The organism is Actinoplanes octamycinicus, from assembly GCF_014205225.1.
In the GTDB taxonomy this organism is placed as follows: domain Bacteria; phylum Actinomycetota; class Actinomycetes; order Mycobacteriales; family Micromonosporaceae; genus Actinoplanes; species Actinoplanes octamycinicus.
In genome coordinates, this window is sequence record NZ_JACHNB010000001.1 from 8,288,195 (window position 1) to 8,311,434 (window position 23,240).

Annotated in this window: 22 protein-coding genes; 7 read left to right on the forward strand and 15 right to left on the reverse strand. The window is 73.0% G+C overall.

Features of this window, described 5'->3' with window-relative positions:
• Nucleotides 1-14: 14 nt before the first annotated feature.
• The 8 genes from BJY16_RS48770 to BJY16_RS37600 all read right to left on the reverse strand — a co-directional run bounded on the left by BJY16_RS48770 (nt 15) and on the right by BJY16_RS37600 (nt 9,507).
• Nucleotides 15-563: a carboxypeptidase-like regulatory domain-containing protein gene (locus tag BJY16_RS48770; protein WP_185044298.1), complete on the reverse strand. Its 549-nt coding sequence runs from the start codon at nt 561-563 to the stop codon at nt 15-17.
• Nucleotides 560-1,117 carry a Pvc16 family protein gene (locus BJY16_RS37570; protein WP_185046851.1) on the reverse strand — a complete coding sequence of 186 codons (558 nt, stop codon included), beginning with the start codon at nt 1,115-1,117 and terminating at the stop codon, nt 560-562. Before BJY16_RS37570 ends, BJY16_RS48770 begins: the two co-directional genes overlap by 4 nt.
• The gene (locus tag BJY16_RS37575; RefSeq protein WP_185044299.1) at nt 1,107-1,616 is read right to left on the reverse strand and encodes an eCIS core domain-containing protein; all 510 of its coding nucleotides are present in this window, start codon (nt 1,614-1,616) and stop codon (nt 1,107-1,109) included. The genes BJY16_RS37570 and BJY16_RS37575 overlap by 11 nt, the downstream gene beginning before the upstream one ends.
• On the reverse strand, nt 1,613-3,730 hold the full coding sequence (locus BJY16_RS37580) for an ATP-binding protein (protein ID WP_185044300.1): 2,118 nt from the start codon (nt 3,728-3,730) through the stop codon (nt 1,613-1,615). The genes BJY16_RS37575 and BJY16_RS37580 overlap by 4 nt, the downstream gene beginning before the upstream one ends.
• 179 nt (nt 3,731-3,909) lie before the next feature.
• Entirely contained in the window at nt 3,910-5,382 is a 1,473-nt protein-coding gene (locus BJY16_RS37585; RefSeq protein WP_185044301.1) for a hypothetical protein, read from the reverse strand.
• A 141-nt stretch (nt 5,383-5,523) separates the two neighbouring features.
• Nucleotides 5,524-5,757, reverse strand: a complete 234-nt coding sequence (locus tag BJY16_RS37590) for a hypothetical protein (protein ID WP_185044302.1) — start codon at nt 5,755-5,757, stop codon at nt 5,524-5,526.
• A gap of 47 nt (nt 5,758-5,804) precedes the next feature.
• On the reverse strand, nt 5,805-8,039 hold the full coding sequence (locus BJY16_RS37595) for a putative bifunctional diguanylate cyclase/phosphodiesterase (RefSeq protein WP_239176991.1): 2,235 nt from the start codon (nt 8,037-8,039) through the stop codon (nt 5,805-5,807).
• A 1-nt stretch (nt 8,040) separates the two neighbouring features.
• A complete protein-coding gene (locus BJY16_RS37600; protein WP_185044304.1) occupies nt 8,041-9,507 on the reverse strand; it encodes a GGDEF domain-containing protein in 1,467 nt (488 codons plus the stop codon).
• Nucleotides 9,508-9,759: 252 nt separating this feature from the next.
• Here BJY16_RS37600 and BJY16_RS37605 point away from each other — a divergent pair, with 252 nt between their 5' ends.
• Nucleotides 9,760-10,884 (forward strand): baeRF2 domain-containing protein, encoded by a 1,125-nt coding sequence (locus BJY16_RS37605; RefSeq protein WP_185044305.1) that lies wholly within the window; start codon nt 9,760-9,762, stop codon nt 10,882-10,884.
• Nucleotides 10,885-10,972: 88 nt separating this feature from the next.
• Here the strand turns inward: BJY16_RS37605 and BJY16_RS37610 are convergent, their stop codons facing one another.
• Nucleotides 10,973-12,139: an ROK family transcriptional regulator gene (locus BJY16_RS37610; protein ID WP_185044306.1), complete on the reverse strand. Its 1,167-nt coding sequence runs from the start codon at nt 12,137-12,139 to the stop codon at nt 10,973-10,975.
• Nucleotides 12,140-12,231: 92 nt separating this feature from the next.
• On the opposite strand from BJY16_RS37610, the gene BJY16_RS37615 reads away from it, so the two are divergent.
• Nucleotides 12,232-13,500, forward strand: a complete 1,269-nt coding sequence (locus BJY16_RS37615) for a DUF1479 domain-containing protein (RefSeq protein WP_185044307.1) — start codon at nt 12,232-12,234, stop codon at nt 13,498-13,500.
• Nucleotides 13,501-13,542: 42 nt separating this feature from the next.
• Here the strand turns inward: BJY16_RS37615 and BJY16_RS37620 are convergent, their stop codons facing one another.
• Nucleotides 13,543-14,271 (reverse strand): anti-sigma factor, encoded by a 729-nt coding sequence (locus BJY16_RS37620; RefSeq protein ID WP_185044308.1) that lies wholly within the window; start codon nt 14,269-14,271, stop codon nt 13,543-13,545.
• Nucleotides 14,225-14,803 carry an RNA polymerase sigma factor gene (locus BJY16_RS37625; RefSeq protein WP_185044309.1) on the reverse strand — a complete coding sequence of 193 codons (579 nt, stop codon included), beginning with the start codon at nt 14,801-14,803 and terminating at the stop codon, nt 14,225-14,227. Before BJY16_RS37625 ends, BJY16_RS37620 begins: the two co-directional genes overlap by 47 nt.
• A gap of 153 nt (nt 14,804-14,956) precedes the next feature.
• Between BJY16_RS37625 and BJY16_RS37630 the strand changes: the two genes are divergently transcribed.
• On the forward strand, nt 14,957-15,781 hold the full coding sequence (locus tag BJY16_RS37630; protein ID WP_185044310.1) for a DUF4397 domain-containing protein: 825 nt from the start codon (nt 14,957-14,959) through the stop codon (nt 15,779-15,781).
• On the forward strand, nt 15,778-16,467 hold the full coding sequence (locus tag BJY16_RS37635; RefSeq protein WP_185044311.1) for a class F sortase: 690 nt from the start codon (nt 15,778-15,780) through the stop codon (nt 16,465-16,467). Before BJY16_RS37630 ends, BJY16_RS37635 begins: the two co-directional genes overlap by 4 nt.
• Nucleotides 16,468-16,741: 274 nt before the next feature.
• On the opposite strand, the gene BJY16_RS37640 is transcribed toward BJY16_RS37635, so the two are convergent.
• Complete coding sequence (locus BJY16_RS37640; RefSeq protein WP_185044312.1) at nt 16,742-17,629, reverse strand: LysR family transcriptional regulator; 888 nt, start codon at nt 17,627-17,629, stop codon at nt 16,742-16,744.
• A 115-nt stretch (nt 17,630-17,744) separates the two neighbouring features.
• Here BJY16_RS37640 and BJY16_RS37645 point away from each other — a divergent pair, with 115 nt between their 5' ends.
• On the forward strand, nt 17,745-18,137 hold the full coding sequence (locus BJY16_RS37645; protein WP_185044313.1) for a VOC family protein: 393 nt from the start codon (nt 17,745-17,747) through the stop codon (nt 18,135-18,137).
• Here BJY16_RS37645 and BJY16_RS37650 read toward each other — a convergent pair.
• The 3 genes from BJY16_RS37650 to BJY16_RS37660 all read right to left on the reverse strand — a co-directional run bounded on the left by BJY16_RS37650 (nt 18,134) and on the right by BJY16_RS37660 (nt 20,821).
• Complete coding sequence (locus tag BJY16_RS37650; protein WP_185044314.1) at nt 18,134-18,715, reverse strand: DUF305 domain-containing protein; 582 nt, start codon at nt 18,713-18,715, stop codon at nt 18,134-18,136. The two genes, BJY16_RS37645 and BJY16_RS37650, sit on opposite strands and share 4 nt — an antisense overlap.
• A gap of 62 nt (nt 18,716-18,777) precedes the next feature.
• Nucleotides 18,778-20,064 carry a copper amine oxidase gene (locus BJY16_RS37655; RefSeq protein ID WP_185044315.1) on the reverse strand — a complete coding sequence of 429 codons (1,287 nt, stop codon included), beginning with the start codon at nt 20,062-20,064 and terminating at the stop codon, nt 18,778-18,780.
• 28 nt (nt 20,065-20,092) lie between these two features.
• Nucleotides 20,093-20,821: a hypothetical protein gene (locus tag BJY16_RS37660; protein WP_185044316.1), complete on the reverse strand. Its 729-nt coding sequence runs from the start codon at nt 20,819-20,821 to the stop codon at nt 20,093-20,095.
• A 162-nt stretch (nt 20,822-20,983) separates the two neighbouring features.
• On the opposite strand from BJY16_RS37660, the gene BJY16_RS37665 reads away from it, so the two are divergent.
• Nucleotides 20,984-22,411: a GGDEF domain-containing protein gene (locus BJY16_RS37665; protein WP_239176989.1), complete on the forward strand. Its 1,428-nt coding sequence runs from the start codon at nt 20,984-20,986 to the stop codon at nt 22,409-22,411.
• Between the two features lie 181 nt (nt 22,412-22,592).
• A complete protein-coding gene (locus tag BJY16_RS37670; RefSeq protein ID WP_185044317.1) occupies nt 22,593-23,237 on the forward strand; it encodes a hypothetical protein in 645 nt (214 codons plus the stop codon).
• Nucleotides 23,238-23,240: the final 3 nt, after the last annotated feature.

The following is a 23,240-nucleotide window of genomic DNA, read 5'->3' on the forward strand; positions in this document are numbered from 1 at the left end:
TCTCTGTCCGCCGCTCAGGCGGTCTGCAGGGCGAAGTCCACGGTTTGCTCCTGGCCGGCGAGCAGGGTGACCGCTCGGCTCGCGGCGCCGAACTTCGGTGCGCCGACCTCGACGACCACCGGGCCGGCGGGCAGGCCGGCCACGCGATAGCCACCGTCCGGGCCGGTCCGCCACCGCTCGGTGGTGCCGCGCAGCCGGACCGTCGCGCCCGGCACCGGGGTGTCGTCGGCCGCGGCGCTCACCCGGCCGGCGAGCCGGGTCGGTGGCAGCCGGATGTCGAGCGGGTCGATCTTCCCCGGGGTCACCCAGACCCGCACCGGGCCGGTCTGCACGCTGCCGTACCGGGTGCCCAGCCCCGGCGCGGTGGCCTCCAGGCGGTACAGCCCGGCGGGGAGGTCCAGGAAGTAGAAGCTGCCGTCGGCCCGGCTGACCGCCGGACCGGCCCCGAGCCGCGGACCGCTCAGCACCACCACCCGGGCCAGCGGCACCGGTAGCCCGGTGGTGTCGTCGGCCACCCGCCCGCCGATCGCCACCACGTGCCGGGTGGTCTCCCAGCCGCTCACGGCACCTCCTCCACCCCTAGCCGCATCCGGTCGATCTTCTGCAGCACCACCGGGGCGTCCACCCGCTCGAAGACGTCCAGCCCGATGGTGACCGTGTAGTTGAACGCGGCCTTCGGCTTGCCGCCCATCGCCTGCCAGAACTCGCCGGCGCTCTGCAACAGGCTGGGCTGCAGCGTGCCGGCCGGCAGCCGCGGGTCGGCGCGCAGGCTGCCCTGGCGCACCTCCGGAGGCAGCACCGGGTACCGGGCCAGCACCCGGATCACCCGGCTCAGCACCAGGTGCTCGTTGCGGATGTCACCGGCCCACGCGGTGACCAGGTAGGAGCAGGCCACCCGCAGCGGCGGGCGGGCGGTGACCACCCCGGGCGGCGCCGAGCGGTCCAGCAGCCAGTCGTTGTCCCGCAGCTCCCGGTTCTCCCGCAGGTCGTAGAGGAACAGGTCGACGGCCGGCTGGGCCGGAGCGAACTTGTCGTCCGGCGGGTCGAAGCTGACGTTGACGTCGGGCAGGTCCCGCTTGAGCAGCTCGCCGAGGGTGGCGTCCAGGTCATTGATCATCGGCACGGCTCACGATCCGATCGGCGACCTGGTCGGCCTCCCGCTCGAACTCGTCGTCCGGATCGCTCACGCTAAGCTCGCCGGCCGCAACGGCCGCGGACTGCTGGACGACGTGGGTGAGTTCGTGAGCCAGCAACCGGCGGCCGGCAGTGGTGTCCGGCTCGTAGCCGCCGGCCCGGAAGAAGATGTCCCGGCCGGTGGTGAACGCGTGCGCGCCGAGCGCGCGGCTGAGCCGGTCGGCGGCACCGCCGGTGTGCACCCGGACCGCGCCGAAGTCAGCGCCGAACGCCGCCTCCATCGGTGCCCGGACCGCGTCGTCGAGCGCCGCGCCGGTGCCCCGCGCCCGGTCCAGCTCGTCCGGGTCCAGCAGCCGCTGCACGGACTGGTTGCCGATCTGGCGCTGCAGCCGCAGCAGCGGGTGGACGGCCGGGCGCACCCGGGACGGCACCGGCAGCGCGCCGGCCGGGGTGGTCGCCGGTCGGCGGATCCGGCCGGTCACGACGGCACCTCGGCCGGGGTGACCCGGCCCAGCTTCCGGTACTCCGCGCCGACGGCGTCCAGCAGGTGCTCCATGGTGATCGGGGTGCCCGCCTCGGCAGCACGGAAGGCAGCGGCCACCGCCACGTCCCGGATGCTGCCGCCGGACAGGTCGAACCGGCCGGCCAGCATGTCCAGGTCCACGTCGGCGGCAACCGGTGCGGTGGCCGGCCAGACCCGCTGCCAGATCCGCCGGCGGTCCGCCTCGCCGGGCATCGGGAAGTCGACGGCGAACCGCATCCGGCGGACGAACGCGGCATCCATGTTCTTGCGCAGGTTGGTGGCGAGCACCACCACGCCCTGGTGCTCCTCGAGGCGCTGCAGCAGGAAGCTGACCTCGATGTTCGCGTACCTGTCGTGCGCGTCGTGCACCTCGCTGCGCTGCCCGAAGAGCGCGTCCGCCTCGTCGCAGAACAGGATCGCGTCGCCGCTCTCCGCCTCGGCGAACACCTGCGCCAGGTGCTTCTCGGTCTCCCCGATGTACTTGCTGACCACGGCCGACAGGTCGAGCCGGTACAGATCGAGCCCGAGCCCGGCGGCGAGCACCTCGGCAGCCATCGTCTTGCCGGTCCCGCTCGGCCCGGCGAACAGCACCGTCACCCCGGACCCGAGCGCCAGCCGCTCCCCGAACCCCCACTCGTCGTGCACCAGGCCGCGATGCCTGATCACCGCCCCGATCTCGGCCAGCTGCCGTCTCTGATCAGACGGCAGGATCAGATCATTTTCCGTACGGGTGGGCACGATCCTGCGCGCCAGCGTCGAGAGGGTGGGCCGGGCGTGCCACCGGCACCCGGCGAGCAGGTCCGCGGTGGTCGGGTGCGCCGTACCGCCCCGGGCGGCCCGGGCCAGGTTGCGGGCGGTGGCGGCGGCGTCCGCGATCTGCGCGCCGCTGAGCCGGAACGTGCCGGCCAGCCGCTCGACGTCGACCGTGCCGGCGCTGCCGTTCAACGTCCGGGTCCAGACCGCGGCCCGGTCCGCGTGGCCCGGCCGGCGCACCTCGATCCGGCTGAACGGCAAGTCCCGGAACTCGCCGGACGGCTCCCAGGGATGCTCGCCGGCCAGGATCACCCGGGCGTGGCCGGCCGCGATCCGCTCCAGCAGCAGCCCGGGCGGCCCATCGGCACCGGTCCAGTACAGGGTGGCCCGCTGCAGGACGGCCTCCCGCAGCGCCCGCCGGACCAGGTCGTCGAGGTCCGCCCGGGGCACCCGCTCGCCGTCGACCACCAGCAGGCGGCCGGCGAGCGCGGCGGCGGCGGTCCGCTTGCCGGCGCCGGCCGGCCCGTGGAGGTAATACAGCCTCCGCTCCTCGCCGGCCACGGCGGTCAGCCGGTGGGCCAGCTCGGCCGGGACCAGCTCGGCCGGTGCCATCGCCGGATCCGCCAGCCGGGCGTACGGTGCCAGCGCCTGGTCGAGGTCGTCGTCGCCGAGCAGGTGCGCCACGATCCGCTCGTCGAGCCTCAGATACTTGCCGAGCAGCGGCGGGTCCGGCTGGGCCGGGTCGTCGACCAGGTCGAGCAGGCGGTGCGCGCGCAGCGGCGCGGCCGGGGTGAAGCAGCGCCGGGCGGCCCACTTCTCCTCGGCGGTGTGGCACAGCAGGTTCAGCGCCAGGTCGACGCCGGGGCGGCGGCGGGTGACGTCGTCCTGCAAGTAGGCGAAGAGCCGTTCATACCGCAGGTCCAGCTCGGCCGCGAGCGCAACGAGCAGGATGTCCACCTCCAGCCCGGACAGCCCGAGCGCGGCGGCCAGCCGGGGCAGCCGCAGCGGCACACCGCGCCGGTCACTCCCGGCCACCGCCCGCGCGATGTCCGCCGCCGGCGCCATGTCCGCCGGCGGTGCGCCACCCGTGCTTCGCACCGCCGGACGATCCGCCGGACGCTGGAATCCGGGGCCGAGCGGGTGCCGGCCGGCGAGCATCGCGTCCACCTCGGCGTCGGTGATGTAGAGGCCGGGAAATTCCGGCACCGGCTCGGACCGTTCTGCCCGGAACCGCCGGACGGCCTGCCTGAGCAGAAGATCGACGCGCGCCAGCTCCGCACGCAGATGCGCGCGGGTGTCCGGATAATAGCGGCTTTCCACGCGACCTCCGTCCGGAATCCGACAGTTGTCCGTGACCTCGAAAACAATTACGGCAGACCAATTCGCATGCCCCCGAGCTGGCGGCATGCCAAATCGTTATCGGAAGACAATTGATCTTTCAGCGGAAATACTGACAGCTTACGACTGCTCAACCGCGTACGTCCACTGCGGAATGGCGATCATTTACCGATAGTGAAGTCCGCTCGGTAAGGATTAGGCCGTTCGTCGCGGCGCCGGCGAACGACAGGCTCGTCGAAGTAGATCGCATAATGCCAATAGTCGGCAAAACAAGATCCGTCCCGCACGGTCAACTCGATCCAGCAGACGACTCGCGCCCGGCCGGCCCGGATCGCCGCCCACCCGTCCTCGCCGAGCACTTCGTCGAGCTGGTCCCGGCACGCATCGATGAACGTGTCCACCTCACGGACGCGCAGCAGATAGCCCGCACCGATCAGCACACCACCGAACCGCAGCATCCGCCGGGCCGCCGCGGCGATCCGCGAGCCGGCGAACTCGTTGATCTCCCAGGGCACCCGCCGCCGGACGACCGGGCCGCTCGGATCCGCGAAGCGGGCCGGGGTGGCGGCGTACTCGGCCACCTGGGTGTCGATCGCCCGTCGTTCCCCGGCCAGCTCGCCGAAGAACCGCTCCAGGTGCTCGTCGCCGTTCAGGCCCATCTCGCGCCAGTGCGCCCGGGTCTGATAGGCGAAGATCTCCGGCTGGTTGTCGAAGTCGCCGGAGCCGAACGTCGCGAACCCGGCCCGATCCCGGGCCCGTTCCCACTCGGCCTGGTCGGTGTCCGGCCTCGCCTGCTCCTCGGTGCTCGCGTGCTCCAGCACCCAGTCATGGATCATGCGGGTGGCGAGCGCGTGATCGTCCGCCGAGGGGCGCGGCGGCATCAGGTCCTGCTGGTGCAGCAGCCACCACTGGATCCGGTCGACCTCGTCCTGGGTGGTTGCCGACGCCAGACGCTCACGCAGGTCAGCGGCTGTCCGTCGAACGGCGGCCCGGGCCTCGTCGGCGGCCCGGCCGAGCGCGCCGAGGCGCTCCTGTGTCTGCTCGCTCAGCAGCTGCCGCGCGGCCAGCCGCGCCTCCGCCACGTCGGTCTTGCGGGTCACCGCCTCGAAGATGGCGCTGATGGCGCTCTCGATGAACAACCCGATCAAGAAGGCCACCGCCGCGCCCTCCGGCCCGAGCGCGGCCCCGGCCGCCCCGGAGACCAAGGCGAGCGACACCTTCTCGATCGACTTCCCGCCGACGCCGGTGGCGAGGTTGCCGAGAAAGTTGTTGAGCACGGCGGCGGCCTGCGAATCGGACCAGCTCAACCGCGGATCGTTGCTGGTGAAGTTGAGGTACTCGACAGCGTTGGAGGTCAGCCAGGCCTGGTTGGCGATGATCAGGTCCTCGGTCACCTCCTGCCAGGCCGCCAGCGCGTCCGCGGCGCGACGTCGATCGACGCCGCGTGGTCCGGCCGCCTCCGTGGGCTCCCGCCGGGCGCCCTCGGTGGCCAGGCGCAGCGCCGCGGTGTTGCCCACGCTGCGCTGCAGCCGCAGCACCGCCGCCCGCGGCCCGGACGCCGCCGGCCCCGCGGCTGGCCGGGCCCGCGGCGTGACCGGCAGCCGATCAGCACTCGCCCCTCGCCGTGACCGCACCGTCCACCTCCGAACGACTCGCCCGGATGCTAGGAGCTACCCGCCCGCCGGTGGAACGCCCTTGCTGCCAGCCGCGAAAACCGCCACCCCGTCGTGCTGCTGACGCCGCCGGCGCGCGGCATCTCATTCGCCTGTTCGCTGTCAGAAGCCGAGTCCGTTGAGGATGCGCTGAACGGCTTCGGTCACGCCGGAGCCGGCCTTCTCCGATCCGGCGCCGGCGGCGATGCTCTCGCCGGCGATCAGACCCATCAGTTCGTCGACCTTGGCGACGACATCCCGCCGATCGGCGTCTGCCGCGACGTCTCGCAGTTGCAGGGCGAGCCTGAGCAGGGCGGCGGTCTGCCGGGCTGCCTCACCTGATCGCTGATGGTCCATGTCGCCACGGTACTGACCCGGCTGCTCCCAGCACCCCCGCGGCCGGGTCAGGCCGCCGCCGCGGGCCGGTGCGCGGCGGGCTCCGCGGCCGGCTTGCCGAAGTGGTAGCCCTGCGCCAGCCGGTAACCCAGGCGGTGCAGTTCCGCGGCCTGCTCGGCGGTCTCGACGCCTTCGGCCACGGCGCTGAGCCCGAGGCCGTCGCTGACCCGGATGAGCGCCTCGGCGATCACCGCGTGCCGGCCCGCCATGGTCACGTTGTCGACGAACGATTTGTCGACCTTGAGGATGTCCACCGGGACGGTCTGCAGCAGGCCCAGCGACGAATGCCCGGTGCCGAAGTCGTCGAGGGCGATCCCGACGCCCAGCGCGTGCAGGTCCTCGATGGCCCGGACCGCGACGCCGCCGCTGAACACGGCGGTCTCGGTGACCTCGACGACCAGGCACCCGGCGGGCATCCCCGTGCCGGCCAGCACGGCTGCCACCATCGCGGCGAACCCGGGCTCGGCGAGCTGCCGGGCGGAGACGTTCACGCTGATCCGCTCCGGGGCGGTGGCCGGGTGCTCGGCGTGCCACCGGGTGAAGTCGGCGCAGGCGGTCCGCATGATCCATTCACCCAGTTCGACGATCAGGCCGTTCTCCTCGGTGACCGGGACGAATGCGGCGGGACTGACGAAGCCGCGGTGCGGGTGCTGCCAGCGGATCAGCGCCTCCACGTAGCGCAGCTCGCCGGAGGGCAGCGACACGATCGGCTGGTAGACCAGGCGGAACTGGCCGAGATCCAGGGCGGCGCGCAGTTCGGCGCCGAGGCGGGCCTTCTCGTCGGCGTGTTCGTCGAGTAAGGCCGCGTACCGCCGCCACCGGCCGCCGCTGGACTTCGCCGCGTACATCGCGACATCGGCCCGGCGCAGAATCTCCATCGCGTCGCCGGCCCCGGCACCGTCGGCGACCCCGACGCTCGCGTCCACCAGCAGCTTCTGGCCGGCCACCTCGAACGGCTCGCGCAGCGCGGCGCAGATCCGGGCGGCGCCGGCGTCGGCCTGCGCGTCCGTCGCGTCGGCGAGCAGCACAGCGAACTCGTCACCGCCCATCCGCGCCACCAGGTCGACGCCGCCCAGCCCGTGGCGCAGGCGGTCGGCGACGGCGGCCAGCAACGCGTCACCGACCGCGTGCCCGAGCCGGTCGTTGATCTCCTTGAAGCGGTTGAGGTCCAGCAGGCAGACCTGCGGCGAGCCGGCCGTCAGGGCCTCGCCGAGGCGGCGGCCGAACCGGCGGCGGTTGGCCAGCCCGGTGAGGTCGTCGTGCATGGCCATCCGCTCGAGCTGCGCCGACTGGGTCTGGATCTGCCGGACGAAGCCACCCATCCGGGCGGTCACGAGCAGCAGGACCAGGACGGCGCCGAGCCCGATGGCCGCCCATTTGATCTCGTGGTGCCGCACACCCTGGATCATCAGCACGGCGGGCACCAGCAGGGCGCAGCCGATCAGCAGCGTGGAACGGCCCCAGCCGAACCGGACGGTGGTGGCCGGGCCCGCCGAGATGCCGGCATCACCCATGGAGGGATGCAGCGCGGCACCGGCCCAGCAGACGTAGCTGCCCAGGAACGCGGCGGTGATGGCCGAGGCCGGATAGCCGCTCAGCGCCGGCGCGAGACTCCAGGCGAGGTCACCGGCGAAGTTCAGCGCCGAGCCGGCGGCGAGCAGGGCCACACTGGTGGTGCGGGCCCCGGTGCGGGTGAGCAGCCGGGTCGCCACCGCACACATGATCACGTCGCAGCCGGGGTAGACGACGGTGAGGATCCGCTCGGACAGCGGCGTGCCGTGTCCGCCCAGCGCCGGGTCGATCAGGAACACCCAGTAGACCAGCGCGACGCCGGTGGCCATCACCGCGGCGTCGATCATGCCGGGCAGGTCCCGCCGGGCCGGCACGCCGGCGGCGAGCAGAAGGCCGGACCAGAGCAAGGGGTACGCGACGAGGTAGAGCGCGTCGTTCCAGTACGGGAACGGGTGCTCGCCGAGCAGCAGGCCACCGACCTCGAAGGCCACGTCACCGGCCACGAAGGCGATGACGCCGGCGGCGAACACGTACCAGGCGTACGGGCGGGCCGGCCGGTACCGGCGCACCGCGGCGAGGATCGCCACGAACGCGGCCAGCCCGATCAGGTTGTACAGCACGGGCGCGAGCACGCCCCCGGCCGGAAGCAGCGGGTAGCCGAGGCAGATCAACGTTCCCGCCGTCATCCACGTCCAGGTCAGACGGGTCCGGCGGTCGGTGGACGTCCGCATGTCAGGCAGCGGCCCGGACATCGTCGCTCACCACCCGGTCACGGCCGGCGTCCTTGGCCCGGTACAGCGCCTGGTCGGCACGGCCGAGCAGGTCGTCGCCGCTCTCCACGCCGTCCCAGGTCGCGACGCCGGCCGAGAAGGTGCAGCCCATCGGCGTGAGCGGGCGCAGCCGGTCGAGCAGGACGAGGGCCTCGGCCGCGGTGGTGCCGGGCAGCAGCGCCACGAATTCCTCGCCGCCGTAGCGGGCCAGCACGTCCGCCGGGCGCAGGCTCGCCAACCAGGCCGCCGACGCCTCGGTGAGCAGCCGGTCGCCGGTCTGGTGGCCGTACGTGTCGTTGAAGACCTTGAAGTGGTCGAGGTCGAGCACGGCCAGGGTGAGCGGGGCGCGGTGGCGGGCGGCGTGCTGCAGCGCCGAGGGCAGCGCGGCGTTCCAGGCCCGGCGGTTGGGCAGGTTGGTCAGCGGGTCCAGCCGGGCCGCCTCGCGCAGCAGGTCGGCGTGGTCGGCCAGCACGGCGGCCTGCGCCTGGACCTGCCGGACCAGCATCGTCATCCGCGCGATGACCAGCAGGAACATGACCACCGAACCGGCCACGATCGCGTACGCGTCGAGAACCCGCCCGGCACCGCTGTACGCCTGCCAGGCGAGCAGCGCCGGCGCGATCAGCGTGGCCGCGGTGAGCAGCACCAGGCGGTGCAGGGTCATCGGCCGGACCCGCTGCGGGCCGGCCGGCCGGCCGATCTCCACCATGCCCGGGTGCAACGCTCCGGCGCCGAAGGCGATGTAGCCGGTCAGGTACGTGCAGTCGATCAGCCGGCCGCCGAGCGTGCCCGGATCGTAGGAGGTCTGGCTGGCGAACGCCCAGAAGTAGTCGCCGACGAGGAAGACCACCATGTTCGCCGCGACCAGGAAGAACGCGACGTTGCGGGACCCGTCCGCGGTCAGCAGCCAGGCGACCATGGCGACCAGCAGCAGATCGAGAGCCGGGTACGAGATCGCCATCAGCTGGCCGCCGAGGCCGAGCGACGCCTCCTCGGCCACCGGCTTCATCAGGAACACCCAGCTCAGCAACGCGAACGCACTCGTGATGATCATCGAGTCGACGAGCGTGGACCAGTCCCGCCCGGCGCCTCGGCGGCGCAGCAGGATCAGCACCCCGGCCACCTGGAGCACGTAGCCGAGCAGGTACGGGACGTCGTACGGGTGAAAGAACTGGTCGCCGTCCGGGGCGAAGAAGTAGGTGATGTCGCCCACGACGTTGGCCAGCTGCCCGGCCATGAGCAGCCACCAGGCGGCCGCTCCCTCGGGACGGTTGCGCCGGATGCCGACCACGATGGCCACGGCACCGGCCACCGCCACGCCGTCCCACGCCAGCACCCCGTACACGTTGTCCGGAAGCCACAGGTACAGCGCGACGAAGAGCATGCCGCCGATCAGGAAACCCACCCAGGCGGGAGGACGCTTCAGCATCGTGCCGCTTCCTCCCATTCGAGTGTCTGACGCTTTCCCGTGTCAGTCGGCGCGGCGGAGACGGACCTGAGCCAATCGCCGCCCAGCGCCGCCCCCGTGTGGGCACCGTCTCCCACGCGCCGGACGGTCGTTCGGGCGCGAATCGCGGGCCGGCGGCGGTCAACCTCGCGCGGTTCCTCCGGTGAGATCCGCCGGATCGCGGGTATGCGGCGCCTGACCTGCGGGAACGGCGACCATCTGGAGGGCACTGCCATGAATCTCGACTTCGTCCGGCCGCTCGTCGAGCACCCCGGCTCGTGGGTGTCCGCCTACCTCGACGCCACCCGCGCCGGGGAGAACGCCGACCACGAGGTCGGCCTGCGCTGGCGCGCGCTCCGCGAACAACTCCGCGAGGACGGCGCGGACAGCGCCACCCTGGAGGCCGTGGAGGCCGCCGTCCAGGACCACCCCTACCAGCCGGGACAGTACGGCCTCGCGGTGTTCGCCCGGGACGGCGAGGTGGCCATGGTCCAGACGCTGCCCGCCGCGCCGCCCGCGGACCAGGCGTACACCGGCCCGCTGCCGCACCTCATGCCGTGGATCGCCCAGCGCGGCGAGGAGATCCCGTACGTCCGGGTGCTGACCGACCGCACCGGCGCCGACCTGGACGCGCTCTCCGTCGGCGGCGTCGCGCGGCACCACGAGGTGACCGGCAGCGCCACCTTCCCGCTGCGCAAGGTGCAGGTCGGCGGCTGGTCGCACCGGCACTACCAGCAGGCGGTCGAGGAGTCCTGGAAACGCAACGCCGGGGATGTCGCCACCGCGGCCGCCGACCTGGCCGAGAGCGTCGGCGCCGAGGTGATCGTCGTCGGCGGCGACGTCCGGGCCGTGCAGACGTTCGCCGGCCGGTTGCCGAAGCGCTGGCAGGACCGGGTGGTGCGGACCGACGCCGGCTCCCGGGCGGCCGGCGCCGACGAGACGCCACTCGACGACGTGACCGTCCAGGCCATCGCCGAGGTGGCCGACCGGCGCGTCCACGAGGCCGTCGAGCGGTACCGCGAGCAGCGGGGCAACGGCAGCGCCGGCACCGGGCTGGCCGACGTGGTGACCCGCCTGCAACGCGGCCAGGTGGAGACCGTGCTGCTGGTCGACGACCCGTCGTCCACCGACATGCTGTGGATCGCGCCGGACGAGCCGTCCCTGGTCGCGGTCGACGACCACGCGCTGCGCGAGGCCGGCGTACCGGATCCGCAGCAGGTCCGGGCCGACGCCGCCCTGCTGCGCGCCATCGCCGGCACCGGCGCCGACCTGGTCCTGGTCGGACCGGACGAGGCGCCGCTGGAGCACGGCATCGGCGCGGTGCTGCGCTACGCGGACGGCGACACCGCGGCCCGCTGAGGATCCGCCGCCACCGGCGCGCGCCGGTGGCGGCGATCGGCCCGGGCGCGGCGAGCAGCCCGTCGAGCGCCCGGTCACACCGCCGGGATCAGGCCGGCGTGCGGGCGACCGTCTCGCGGAGGTGGTCGATCGCGGCGGTGCGGACGCCGGCCAAGACCGGGTCGGCGGCCGGGCCGGGAGCGCGGACCGTGACCTCGCGGGGTGCCCAGGTGGCCGCGGCCACGATCTCGGGCAGCAGGGCGGGGCCCCAGGAGCCGCCGACCACCACCTCCTGCGGGTCGGCGAGCGCGATCAGGGCGGCGATCACCCCGCCGGCCGCGACGCCGAGGGCCCGGTGGGTCTGCGTGCGGCGCAGCAAGCGGTCGACGTCGATCGCGGTGGAGTCCGGGTGGCGCAGCCCCAGCTCGGCGAAAAGCTCGATGAAGCGGACCGCCCGGCCGTCCGGGCCGGGGGTGAAGACGTGCGCGACCTCGCCGGTCAGACCGGTCCGGCCGCGCCGGATCTCGCCGTCGTTGACGATCGCGCAGCCCAGACCCTCGCCGAGGTAGAGGTAGGCGAAGTCGCGCAGGTCCGGGGCGCTGTCGCGCTCGGCGAGGGCGGCCCAGTTGACGTCGTTGTCGACGACCACCGGGCCGGTCACGAACGGCGCCAGGACGGCCACCGGGTCGAGGTCGCCGACCAGGAACGGTGAGTCGGGCAGGTGGACGAGGCGGCCGGTGGCCCGGTCCACCGGGTCGGCGGCGCTGACCACCGCCACCCGGACCGGCTGCCCGTCGGAGCCGGCGCGGTCAGCCTGCGCGCCTCCCCCGGCGGCGCCCGGATCCGCGCCCTCCGAGCCGGCGCCGGCAAGCTCGGTGGCGACCTCGTGCAGCGCGGCGGCGACCCGGTCCGGGCGGGCCGGGCGGTCGATCCGGCGGGTGGCGCGGGCGACCGTGTCGCCGTAGACGTCGAGGCGCTCGGCGACCACACCCTCCGGCGTGATCGTGACGGCCAGCGCCGCGCCCACCGCCGGGGCCAGCGCGTAGTAGAACCCCACCCGGCCCCGGCCCCGCCCGCCCGGGGTCCGCTCGCCGGTGTCGGCGACCAGCCCGCGCTCGGCGAGCCGGCGCACGCTCTCCCCCGCGGTCGGCTTGGAGATGCCGATCTCGCCGGCCAGCTCGGCCCGGGTGAGCCGGCGGTGCCGGATCAGCGCGCGCAGCACCCGCTCGTCGGTGACCGAGCGGACGAGCTCCAGCGACGGCTTGGCGGAGTCCACGTGCCGATTCTAGTCAGGAGCCTTGCCTGGAAAGCGACCGGCGTCCTACAGTCGATTCAAGTAAGGAGACTTGACTTGAAGGGACCGCGACCGTGACCACCGCCCTGCCGCACTGGGAAGAGACGCCCGCCGACCTGCCCGCCGCCATCCGCGAGATCAAGGCCGCGCTGCGCGAGCGGATCGCCGCCTCCGGGCGCACCGTCGAGGAGGTCTTCGCCGTCGTCGAGGCGCGGGTCCAGGCCGCCGTCGACGACATCGCCGCGGCCCGCCACCGCGGCGAGAGCGTCTGGCCGGTGATCGAGTTCGCCGACATCGCCGCCGGCACGGTCACCGACGCCCAGCGCGACCTGCTGCGCCGCCGCGGCTGCCTGGTGGTGCGCGGGCACTTCGACCGGGACCAGGCGCTGCGCTGGGACGGCGAGATCGTCGACTACGTGACCGGCAACCGCTTCTTCGAGAGCTACCGCGGCCCCGGCGACGACTTCTTCGGCAGCGTCGGCTCCAAGCCGGAGATCTACCCGATCTACTGGTCGCCGCCGCAGATGCAGGCCCGGCAGAGCGAGCGGATGGCCACCGTGCAGGCCTTTCTGAACGGTCTGTGGAAGCACGAGTCGGACGGCGTGCGCTGGTTCGACCCGCAGCGCGACTCGCTCTACCCGGACCGGATCCGCCGTCGCCCGGAGGGCGCCGACTCGGCCGGGCTCGGCACCCACCTCGACCCGGGCACCCTGGACCTGTGGATGACCCGGGCCTACCAGCAGGCGTTCCGGCACCTGTTCGACGGCAGCGTCGAGCGGTACGACCCGTGGGACGCCGCGCACCGCACCGCCGGCCCGCAGTACCCGGGCTCGACCATGTGCTCGGCCTTCCGCACCTTCCAGGGCTGGACCGCGCTGTCCGACATGGATCACGACCAGGGCGTGCTGCACACGGTGCCGGTCCCGGAGGCGATGGCCTACCTGATGCTGCGCCCGCTGCTGCCCGACGTGCCCGACGACGACATGTGCGGGGTCACCGTCAACCAGGTCTTCCCGGCCGGCCACAAGTGGCACGCGCCGCTGCTGGCCGCGCTGACCGGCATCCCGGACGTCCGGGCCGGCGACTCGGTCTGGTGGCACTGCGACATGATCCACAGTGTCGCGCCGGTCGAGGACCAGCAGGGCTGGGGCAACGTCATGTACATCCCGGCCGCCCCGTGGTGCCCGCGCAACGAGCGGTACGCCGAGTCCGTACGCCAAGCCTTCCTGACCGGCGAGAGCCCCAGCGACTTCCCGGCCGAGCACTACGAGCGCGACTGGCCGGACCGCTTCCAGGCGGCCGACCTGAACGCGATCGGCCGCCGCGGCCTCGGCCTGGACTGACCCGGACCCGGGTGGTGGCTGCCACGGCCACCACCCGGGCCGTCACCTGGTCAGAGTCCCGCGGAGCAGGCTCTTGCCGGAGTGCGTGGCGTCGCCGTCGTGCGGCTCGTCGCTGACGTCGACCACGCGGTACCGGTTGAGGTCGGTGCCGGGTGGCACCTCCAGGACCGCCTCGGCCGTGGCGGGCAGATTCCCGACCGCCACCATCTTGCCCGGAGTGTCCGGGTCGAGCAGCCACACCTCGTGAAAACCGGACGTCAACGGCAGATTGCGTACGTCGATCCGCAGCTCCCCATCGGCGAGCACCCGCACGTCACCACCGGCGCCGGGCGGCACGGCCGGCAGCGGGGTGAGCGTCGCCTGGGCGGTGACCCGCTCGGCCGGCGCCCGGTCGAGGAACCGGTCGAGGCCGATCGTGCCCGCCACCGCCAGCACGGCCGCTGCCGCCGCGGCGATCAGCGGAGCCACCCATCGCCGCCGGGACCGGCGCGGAGCGTCCCGGTGCTCGGCCAGGGTGATCACCGGCACGGGCGCCGCAGCCGGCTCGCGAGGGCCGGCGATGCCCGCCTCGATGGCCTGCCACAGGTGCTCCGGCGGGGCGGGCAGCTCCCGCACCTCGCGCACCTGCGAGCCGATCTCGGCGACCTCGCGCAAAGACTGCATCTCCTGCCGGCAGGCGGCGCAGTGCTCCAGGTGATCGAGCTCGGTCAGCTCCTCGAGTTCCTCAGAGAGCGCGAGAAGGACCAGCCGATCGGGATCCAAGTGTTGCACCGTCCACCTCCCAACGGCGTCGCAGGCTTGCCATCCCCCGCCGGAGATGGCTCTTGACCGTACCGAGCGGCAGTCCGGTGACCGCCGCGATCTGGGCGTGCGTCAGGTCGTCGAAGAACGCCAGCTCCAGTGTGCGTCGCTGGTCCTCGGGCAGCCGCCGCAGCTCATCGGCGACCACCAGGCGGTCGACGACCCGCTCCGGCGACTCCGCGGCCGGCGCCGCCGGCGGCTGGGCCTGCGCGGCGCCGGTGGCCCGCTGCTCGCGCGCCGCCGCCCGCACCCGGTCCACCGCCTTGCGCCGGGCGATGCCGAGCAGCCAGGCCAGCAGCGTCCCGCGCTGCGGATCGAAGCCGTCCCGGCCGGCCCAGGCCGCCACGAACGTCACCTGGGTGACGTCCTCGGCGTCGGCCGCGTTGCCCAGCACCCGCTGCGCCAGATAGAGCACGGCCGCGCCGTGCCGGTCGTACGCCTCCCGCAAGGCTGTCGCGTCGCCGGCGCGTAACCGCTCGGCGAGCTCGTTGTCGGCGCTCATCGACCTCCTTCCCGATTTCCTGACTCACTGACACTTCGCCTCCCGGGTCCCCGACGGTTGCAGCCAGTTTCCGATCCGGCTGCATCCATGCGCCGCCGTCGCGGCGAAGGACCGGTCGTACGCCATTCAACGCCGATCACCCCAGGAGTTCCGATGCGCATTCTGCCTCTCGGCCGCGCCGCCGCCGTCGGCGCCGTGACCCTGCTCGCCCTCGGCGGCTTCGCCGGCTTCTCCGCCTCGCCGGCGAACGCCGCGGCGAACTCGAAGGTCTCGGTCGTCCACGGCATCCCCGGGCAGCCGGTGGACGTCTACGTGAACGGCAAGAAGACCATCCCGGACTTCCAGCCGGGCAAGGTCGCCGGCCCGCTCGACCTGCCCGCCGGCAAGTACGACATCGCGCTCACCAAGCCCGGCGACGCCCTCGGCAGCGCGCTGCTCAAGGTCGACGACGCCGAGGTCCCCGGCGACGCCAACATCAGCCTGGTCGCCCACCTGGACGAGGGCGGCAAACCCACGCTGACCCCGTTCGTCAACGACACCGGCAAGCTCGGCGCCGGCCAGGCCCGGCTGATCGTGCGGCACACGGCGGCCGCGCCGGCGGTCGACATCCGGGCCGGCGGCAAGCCGGTGTTCCAGGACGTGACCAACGGCAAGGAGGGCAAGGCCGACCTGCCCGCCGGGTCGGTCTCCGCCGACGTGGTGCTGGCCGGCACCAGCACCCGGGTCCTCGGCCCGGCCGACCTCGACCTCGCCGAGGGCACCGCGACCATCGTCTACGCGGTCGGCTCGGCCGAGGACAAGACGCTCGACCTCGTCTCGCAGGAGATCACCGGGCTGCACTCGGCGCCGGGCGGGGTGCCCAGCGGTGACGGCGGCCGCGCCGACGGCAACGGCTCGCTGCCCTGGTACGGCATCGGCGGCGTCGGCATCCTGCTCGCCGCCCTGGGCCTGACCCGGCTGGTCACCGCCCGCCGATGAGCATCTCCCGCCGCGACGGCACGCCCCGGCACTCGCCGGGGCGTGCCCTGCTCCTGCTCGTGCCCGGCGTCGTGCTGGTCACCGCGGCCGGGATCGCCAGTTGCCGGTCGCAGCCGGCGGACGACTTCGGCGCCCCGGCCGTCACCGCCCTGGCCTCGGCCCCGGCGTCGCCGCCCACCGCGGCGGCGGCCCCGGTGCCGATCGCCGACGGCACCCTGCCGGTCCGCGCCCGCGCCGACGCGCCGGCCCGGCTGCGGATCCCGGCCCTGGACCTCGACGCCACCGTCGACGCGGTCGGCATCGACCCGGCGACCGGCGACTTCGCCGTCCCGCCCAGCGTCGACCGGGTCGGCTGGTACAAGTTCGGACCGGGCTTCGCGGCCGGCGCCGGCTCGATCGTCGTCGCCGGTCACGTGGACAGCGCCGCCGAGGGCGAGGGCGCGTTCTTCCGGCTCGGCTCGCTCGACGCCGGCGACACGATCACCCTCACCGGGCCCGGCGGCCGGACCCGCGACTTCGAGGTGGTGGCCCGGGAACGCTTCCGCAAGACCGCCATCCCGCTGTCCGAGTACTTCGCCCGCGACGGCGCCGTCCGGCTCACCCTGATCACCTGCGGCGGCCCGTTCGACCCGCAGACCCGGCACTACCGCGACAACGTGGTGGTGACCGCGACCCCGCGAGGGTGAACCCGGATCGATCCGCGCCGGGCGGCGTAAGTGGCGTGGCGCGGTCTCCGACAGGGACGCGGCGATCTCCGCGGCCGGCTCGGCGAACTGCGCGTTGAGCCGGGCGCTGCTACCCACCACCGGGTGACCGAGCGCGGCGGCGTACCGGCAATCCGCGCGCCTGAGCAAGAACAGGCCGCGACCGGGAGAGCGGACCGTGACCCGAGATCGCGGCCGCGACCGGCCGCGACCCGCAGCGGGCGGCCGCGACAGCAACGAGCCGGCGCCTGACGGATCAGGGAAGCGGATTCGCCTCCGCCGCGGCCTCGACGAAAGCCTGCACCCGCGCCGTGGTGTTCGACTCCAGCCAGACCGGGCCGCGCTGGATCGGCGGAGCGTCGCTGATCGGGACGTAGGCGATGTCCGGCCGCGGGTGGTAGCGCTGCGTCAGCTCGCCGACCGGCAGCACCCCACGGCCCAGCGCCACGTGCGAGAGCATCTCGGAGAACGTCTTGCCGGCCGGCCCCTTCGGGACCGGACGGCCGGACGGCGTCTGCTCCGGGGTGCGGTCCCGCTTGAACTCCGCCGAGGTCATCTCCGGGTACTGAATCACCGGGAAGTCGGCGAGCGCCTCCAGCGACACCGACTCACGCCCGGCCAGCGGATGGTTCGCCGCGACGGCCAGCAGCCGGCGTTCCAGCATCAGCGCCGGCCCGTTCGCCATCGCGTCGAACGGGAACGCCGCGACCAGGATGTCGATCGAGCCGTCGACCAGGCTGGCCCGGGAGTTGTACAGCTGCACCTCGTGCACCTCGACGTCGCAGTCCGGGTACCGCTCGGCGAACCGGGCGACCGCCTTGTGCAGCACCGGCGCCACGTATTCGCCGAGGAACGCCACCCGCAGCCGCCCGGTCACCCCGCGCCCGGCGTCGACGGCCCGGCGCACCGCGGCCTCCATCCGCTCGACCAGCGGGCCCAGCTCGCCGGCCAGCTGCCGGCCGATCGGGGTGATCTCGACGCGGCGGCTGGTGCGGTCGAACAGCGGGGCGCCGATCTGCCGTTCCAGCTTGCGGATGACGTGGCTGACCCGGCCGGTGGAGACCCGCAGGCGCTCCGCCGTCCGGCCGAAGTGCAGCTCCTCGGCGAGCGTCAGGAACGTCTCGACCTCGTACCGCTCCAGCATGCGCCGCCGCTCCTTCGTTGACTCCAGGTCAACGATCGTATGCGGATCCGATCTTGGTCGCCGCCCCCGGGAACGGCATCGTGAACGACGAACCGATCGAACAGGGGGAACACCGATGAGCGCCGTGCGGGTTCGCGGATTCGACCACCTCGTGCTGCACGTCGAGGACGTGGAGCGGTCGCTGGACTTCTACTGCGGGGTGCTGGGCCTGCGGGCCGAGCGGGTGGACCGGTGGCGGGCCGGGACGTCCGGCTTCCCGTCCGTGCGGGTCAGCCCGGACACCATCATCGACCTGGTCCACCGGCCCGGGGGCGGGTCGGCCATCGATCACTTCTGCCTGGTGGTCGACCCGCTGGACTGGGACGAGGTGCTCGCGTCCGGCGTCTTCACCGTGCTGACCGGCCCGGTCACCCGCTCCGGCGCCCGCGGCGACGCCGTCTCGATCTACGTCCGCGACCCGGACGGCCACACCGTCGAGCTGCGCTGGTACCCGGCCGACGCGGATTAGAGCAGGGCGGTCATCGCGGTGTTCTCCGCGGTCTGCTCGTTGATCACGTGCTTGGCCAGGCTGTGCAGGTAGGGGTTGCCGGCCGGGCCGTCGAGCAGCGACCGGGACATGGTGATCGCGCCGCGATGGTGCTCGATCATCAGGCGCAGGAAGACCCCGGGCGCGGTGCGCGCGTCGGCCCGGTCCAGCTCGCCCAGCTGGGCGGCGGTCAGCATGCCGTGCCCGGCGTCGCCGGAACCGGCGGGTCCGGTGGCCGGACCGGCGACCGGCTCGCCCCAGGCGGTCAGCCACTCGGTGGTCTGGTCGATCTCGCGCTGCTGGTCCTGGACGATGAACTCGGCGATCAGCCGGATCCGCTCCGGGACGGCGCCCTTGGCGATCAGCGTGCGGCTCATCGCCACCGCCTGCTCGTGATGCACGATCATCATCTGCGCGAAGTGCACGTCGACGCCGGACGGCCGGCCCGCCGGCTCCGCGGCCACCGCCCGCTGGGCCGGCTCGTCGCCGTTGCGCAGCAGGACCGCGGCCACCACCGCGACCAGCAGCACCAGGGCCGCCGCGAGGCGTCGGAGATTCACGATCAAAGCCCTTTCCGGTACGGGCGCCGGCCCGGTGACGTGGTCACCGGGCCGGCCCGGGTTCACTCCTGCGACTGGTTGCCGTTCCGGCCGGCCAGACCGGCCGGGGTCAGCGGGTTCATCTCGGTGAAGTCGCGCGGCACCAGCTCGAAGCCCTGCCAGTGCATCGGCATCGGGCTCTGGTCCTCGTCGCGCGGCACGTGGTGGAAGCCGACCCGCACCCAGGCCACCGGGTCGGTCAGCTTCTGCTTGTCCTTGACGAAGTCCACGACCGTCTGGATGTCCAGCGGGCACTCCGGGTCGGAGGCGTTGTCGCTGGCCCACTTCTCGCACGGGTCCTTCTGCGAGAAGGTGATGTCCGGCTTGGTCTCCGGGTGACCCTCGTACCGGTCGCCACCGTTGGTGACCACCTCGTAGGAGCGCTGGTGCCCGTCGACGTTCTTGCTGGTCGGGCTGACCACCCGCCACCACCGCTGGTTCACCTTGCTGAAGGTGCCCTCCTTGGCGATCGCGGTCTTCGTGGTCTTCAGCTTCGCCGCCACCGTGCCGCGGCCGTCGGTGGTGGTGTCGTACTGCTCGACCTTCTCGCCGCCCTTGCCGTCGATGTTGAAGTCGACCCGCCAGAACGCGTTGTGGTAGTGCATGGTCGCGTAGTCCCGGGCCGCCTTGCCGATCGGCCAGCCGGTGCTGCTGGTCGAGTACTCGCTCGGGGCGAGGTCGCCGGTGGCGCCCAGGCGCGCGGTGATCTGGCCGTCGTCGTGCAGGCGGTACTCGGTGACGTACTCGTACCAGCCGAGCTTGCTGATCGTGCGGAGCACCAGGTCGTGGCCCTGCTGGGAGTAGACCTTCTCGGTCTCCGACTGGTCGTCCCAGTCGTGCAGCCGGTAGGCCAGGCCGCGCGGCTCGGCGCTGACGCAGAGCACCTTGCGCTGCTCCGGCTCGCCGCCGCCGTCCGAGCCGAGCCGGATCGAGCCGCCCTTGCAGTCGTCGCCGGTGAGCGTCTCCATGCCGTACCCGCCCATGCCGATGGCGGTCAGGTCGTTGTACTCGGTGTCACCGGTGTCGTAGGGGACGTTCAGCTGCGCCAGCCGGATCGAGTCGAGCACCTGCACCGGCTGCGGGTACTTCTTGGTGGCGACCGAGACGTGGTCCAGCACCAGGCCGGCCTTGTCGTTGATCCGCCAGCACATCTGCCAGGTGGTGCCGTTCGGCAGGGTCTCCTTGACCATCGCCGAGGCGCCGCACGGGGTCGCCGCCGCGGGCGCCGCCTGGGCCGCGGACGGTGCGGCCACGGCCAGCACGGCCGAGGTCAGCAGAGCCGCCGCGGCGGCGGTCTTTCGGTACGTCATGGTGCTGCGATCTCCGCTCATCCGTGGCTCACTTGAGGCGGGCGACGGCACGCCCGGACAGGTCGACGACGAGGTCGGTGACGTTGATGAAGTGGCCGTCCGCGCTCTTCACGATCAGCTGCACGCACCGGCTCTTGCCGCACTGGCCGGCGCCCTGATCGGCCGGCTTGGCGGTGTAGATGTGCGCGATCGGCTCGATTCCGGCCGTACCGTCGAAGGCCTTTCCGGTGGCCTTGCGGTAGGCCTCCTTGAAGTCCGCGCTGAGCGGGGAGGCGACCAGGAGATCCAATGCGGTCTTGGCCTCCTGCGGCGACGCCGGCGGCTGCATTCCGGTCGAGGAATACGATTTCACGAGCTTGCCGGTCGTCAGGTCGACGACCTGTTTGTAGAGCTTCTCGGTCTTGTAGTCGTAGTAGTAGAGCTCGGCCCGGCGGCCGCCGTCCTCGTCCAGCTCGGTCGCCAGGTATTCCGGGCCCGCCTTGCCGGTGACGTCCTCGGCGCTGGCGGCCAGCCCGGGGGTGACCGCGGCGGCCCGCGCCTTGTCGACCTCGGTGCTGGTCAGCGGGTCCTTGCCGGTGCCGGCGGCGGCCTCGGGCAGCGGGCTCGGGTCGGTGACCCGGGCCGGCTCGGCGGTCGCGGCCGTGTTCGGCGGTGTGCTCGGCGCGGCGTGCGCCTGCCAGGAGGCGAGGCCGAAGGCGCTCACCGCGGAGACCGTGGCGAGGCCGAGACCCCAGCCCCATTTTCGGTACCGATCCACTGTTGGCATTCCTCCCCGTCGCTTCGGTGATGCGCGGAGACCCTCCCAAGTGGAGAGTAAAATTCACGTAAGGTAATGGCATCGGCATTTTTGTTAACAATGGCAACCCGACTGCACCCGAATGCGACCCGGCCGGAAACCGGGGCCGGATGTCATCGGAGTGTGAGTAGCCGGTTGATGCGGTGTTATCTGGTCGTGGCGGCGGTCGGGCTGGCCGGGTTCCTGGTCGTGCCCGACGGCAGCACGCTGCAACTGATCTGGCAGGTCGGTTGCGGCTGGTTCGCCGCCGCGATGATCATCGTCGGGGTGCGCCGGAGCCGCCCCGCGATGGCCGCGTCCTGGTGGCTGTTCGCGCTCGGGCTGGCCGGCAACTCCGGCGGCATCCTGGTCGAGTGGGTACTCACCCAGACCCAGATCAGCCCCGGCTTCCCGTCCTGGGCCGACGCGGCCTACCTGTCGCTGTACCCCGCGGTGGCGGCCGGCATGTTCCTGCTGATCCGCCGGCGCACCGCGCACCGCGACTGGTCCAGCCTGGTCGACGCGACCACCCTGACCACCGGCATCGGCCTGCTGGCCTGGGTGTTCATGGTGAAACCGGCGGCCGCCGACCCGACCATCGGGTTCCTCGGGCACATCGTCAGCGTCGCCTACCCGCTCGGCGACGTGGTGCTGCTCGCCATGACCGTGCGGCTGATGCTCACCGGCAGCGGCCACAACGCGTCGTTCCGGCTGGTGTCCGCCGCGCTGATCTGCTTCCTGGCCGGCGACGGCACCTGGGCGGTGATCAACCAGATGGCCTGGGAGCCCGGCCCGGTCGCGCACCGGCTGCTCGCCGACATCTTCCTGGCCGGCTACCTGCTGTTCGGCGCGGCCGCCGTGCACCCGGACGCCCGGTCGCTGGCCCGCACCGTGGCGCCGCGCCCGGCCCGGATCAGCCGGCCACTGCTGTTCGCCCTCACCTTCGCCTCGCTGATCGGTCCCGGCCTGCTGATCGTGCAGGCGACCCAGCACCGGGTGACCGACGTGCTGTCCATCGCGGTCGGCTGCGCCGCGCTCTTCCTACTCGTCGTCACCCGCATGTCGCAGCTGCTCACTCAGCTCGACCTGCAGACCGAGAAGGCCCGCGAGCTGGCCGTCACCGACGAGCTGACCGGCCTGCCGAACCGCCGCGCCTGGAACACCGAGCTGCCGCGCGGCATCGAACGGGCCCGGCGCGGCGGCTCCCCGCTGACCGTCGCGGTGATCGACATCGACCACTTCAAGAAGTTCAACGACGCGTACGGGCACCCGGCCGGCGACCGCCTGCTCAAGGAGGCCGCGGCGGCCTGGCTGGCGCACTCCCGCGAGGTCGACCACCTGGCCCGGTACGGCGGCGAGGAGTTCGTCCTGATGCTCCCGGACGCCACCGCCGAGCAGGCCCGCGAGATCGTCGACCGGATGCGCCTGGCGACGCCGCTCGGCCAGTCGTTCTCGGCCGGCGTCGCCCAGTGGGACGGCACCGAGACCTCCGACGAGCTGACCGCCCGCGCCGACGCGGCGCTCTACCGCGCCAAGGCGGACGGCCGCAACCGGGTGGCGTTGCCGGTCTAGCGTCGGCGACTCGGAATGGCGCCCCTGTTCGCGCAGTCCTGATGACCATCCGGTTGGTTTTCCGACCTGATCAAGCGACCGGCCCTGATCGCAATGGACACAATCGGCCACTGTGGGCGGAACGTGCCTATCGCAGCGATCCCCGGCCTGGCAGTCTCGCCACCGGAAGGGAGCGAGACGCGTGTACAACAGGCAGGTCGAACAGAACCAAGAGGAGCAGGCCACGGCCGGCTGGCAGGCGATGCTGCATTTGATCGCCCACGTGCGGAACGGCGGCTCCCCGGCCGTGGTCGCCCCCACGATCATGTGCCGCCGCGACGAGGTGCAGTACGGCGCGCTCACCGTCGACGCGCAGATCTTCTGCAGCGCCGACGTCGAGTACTCCAGCAGCATGTTCGCCGCCGGCGGGCTGCTGTTCACCGCCGCGACCCTGGCCGCGTCCGCCGCGGTGAACGCCAACAACCGGCGCAAGGCGGAAGCCGCGGCCCGGCCCCAGTGGCGTCCGTGGGGGCGGTTCCCGGCGATCATCACCAATCAGCGGCTCCTGGTGATGACCGAGCAGTGGAGTTCGTACGACTACGGCGCCCTGCTGATGATCGAGCCGCACCCGGACAACTACTCCGCCGCGCTGCACTTCGAAGGCGCCAACCCGATCATGGTCCGCGGCCCCTGGGTGCCGTGGGCGACCGTGGTCATCTGCGCCGCCCTGTTCCGGCAGCCCTGGCCGCCCGGCTACCAGCCGCCGCCCTCGGTGGCGGGACCCGTGCATACGCCGTCCGACCTGGGCCGACCCGAGCTGCCCGCGCCGCCTCGGAGCGCCGGCTAGCGG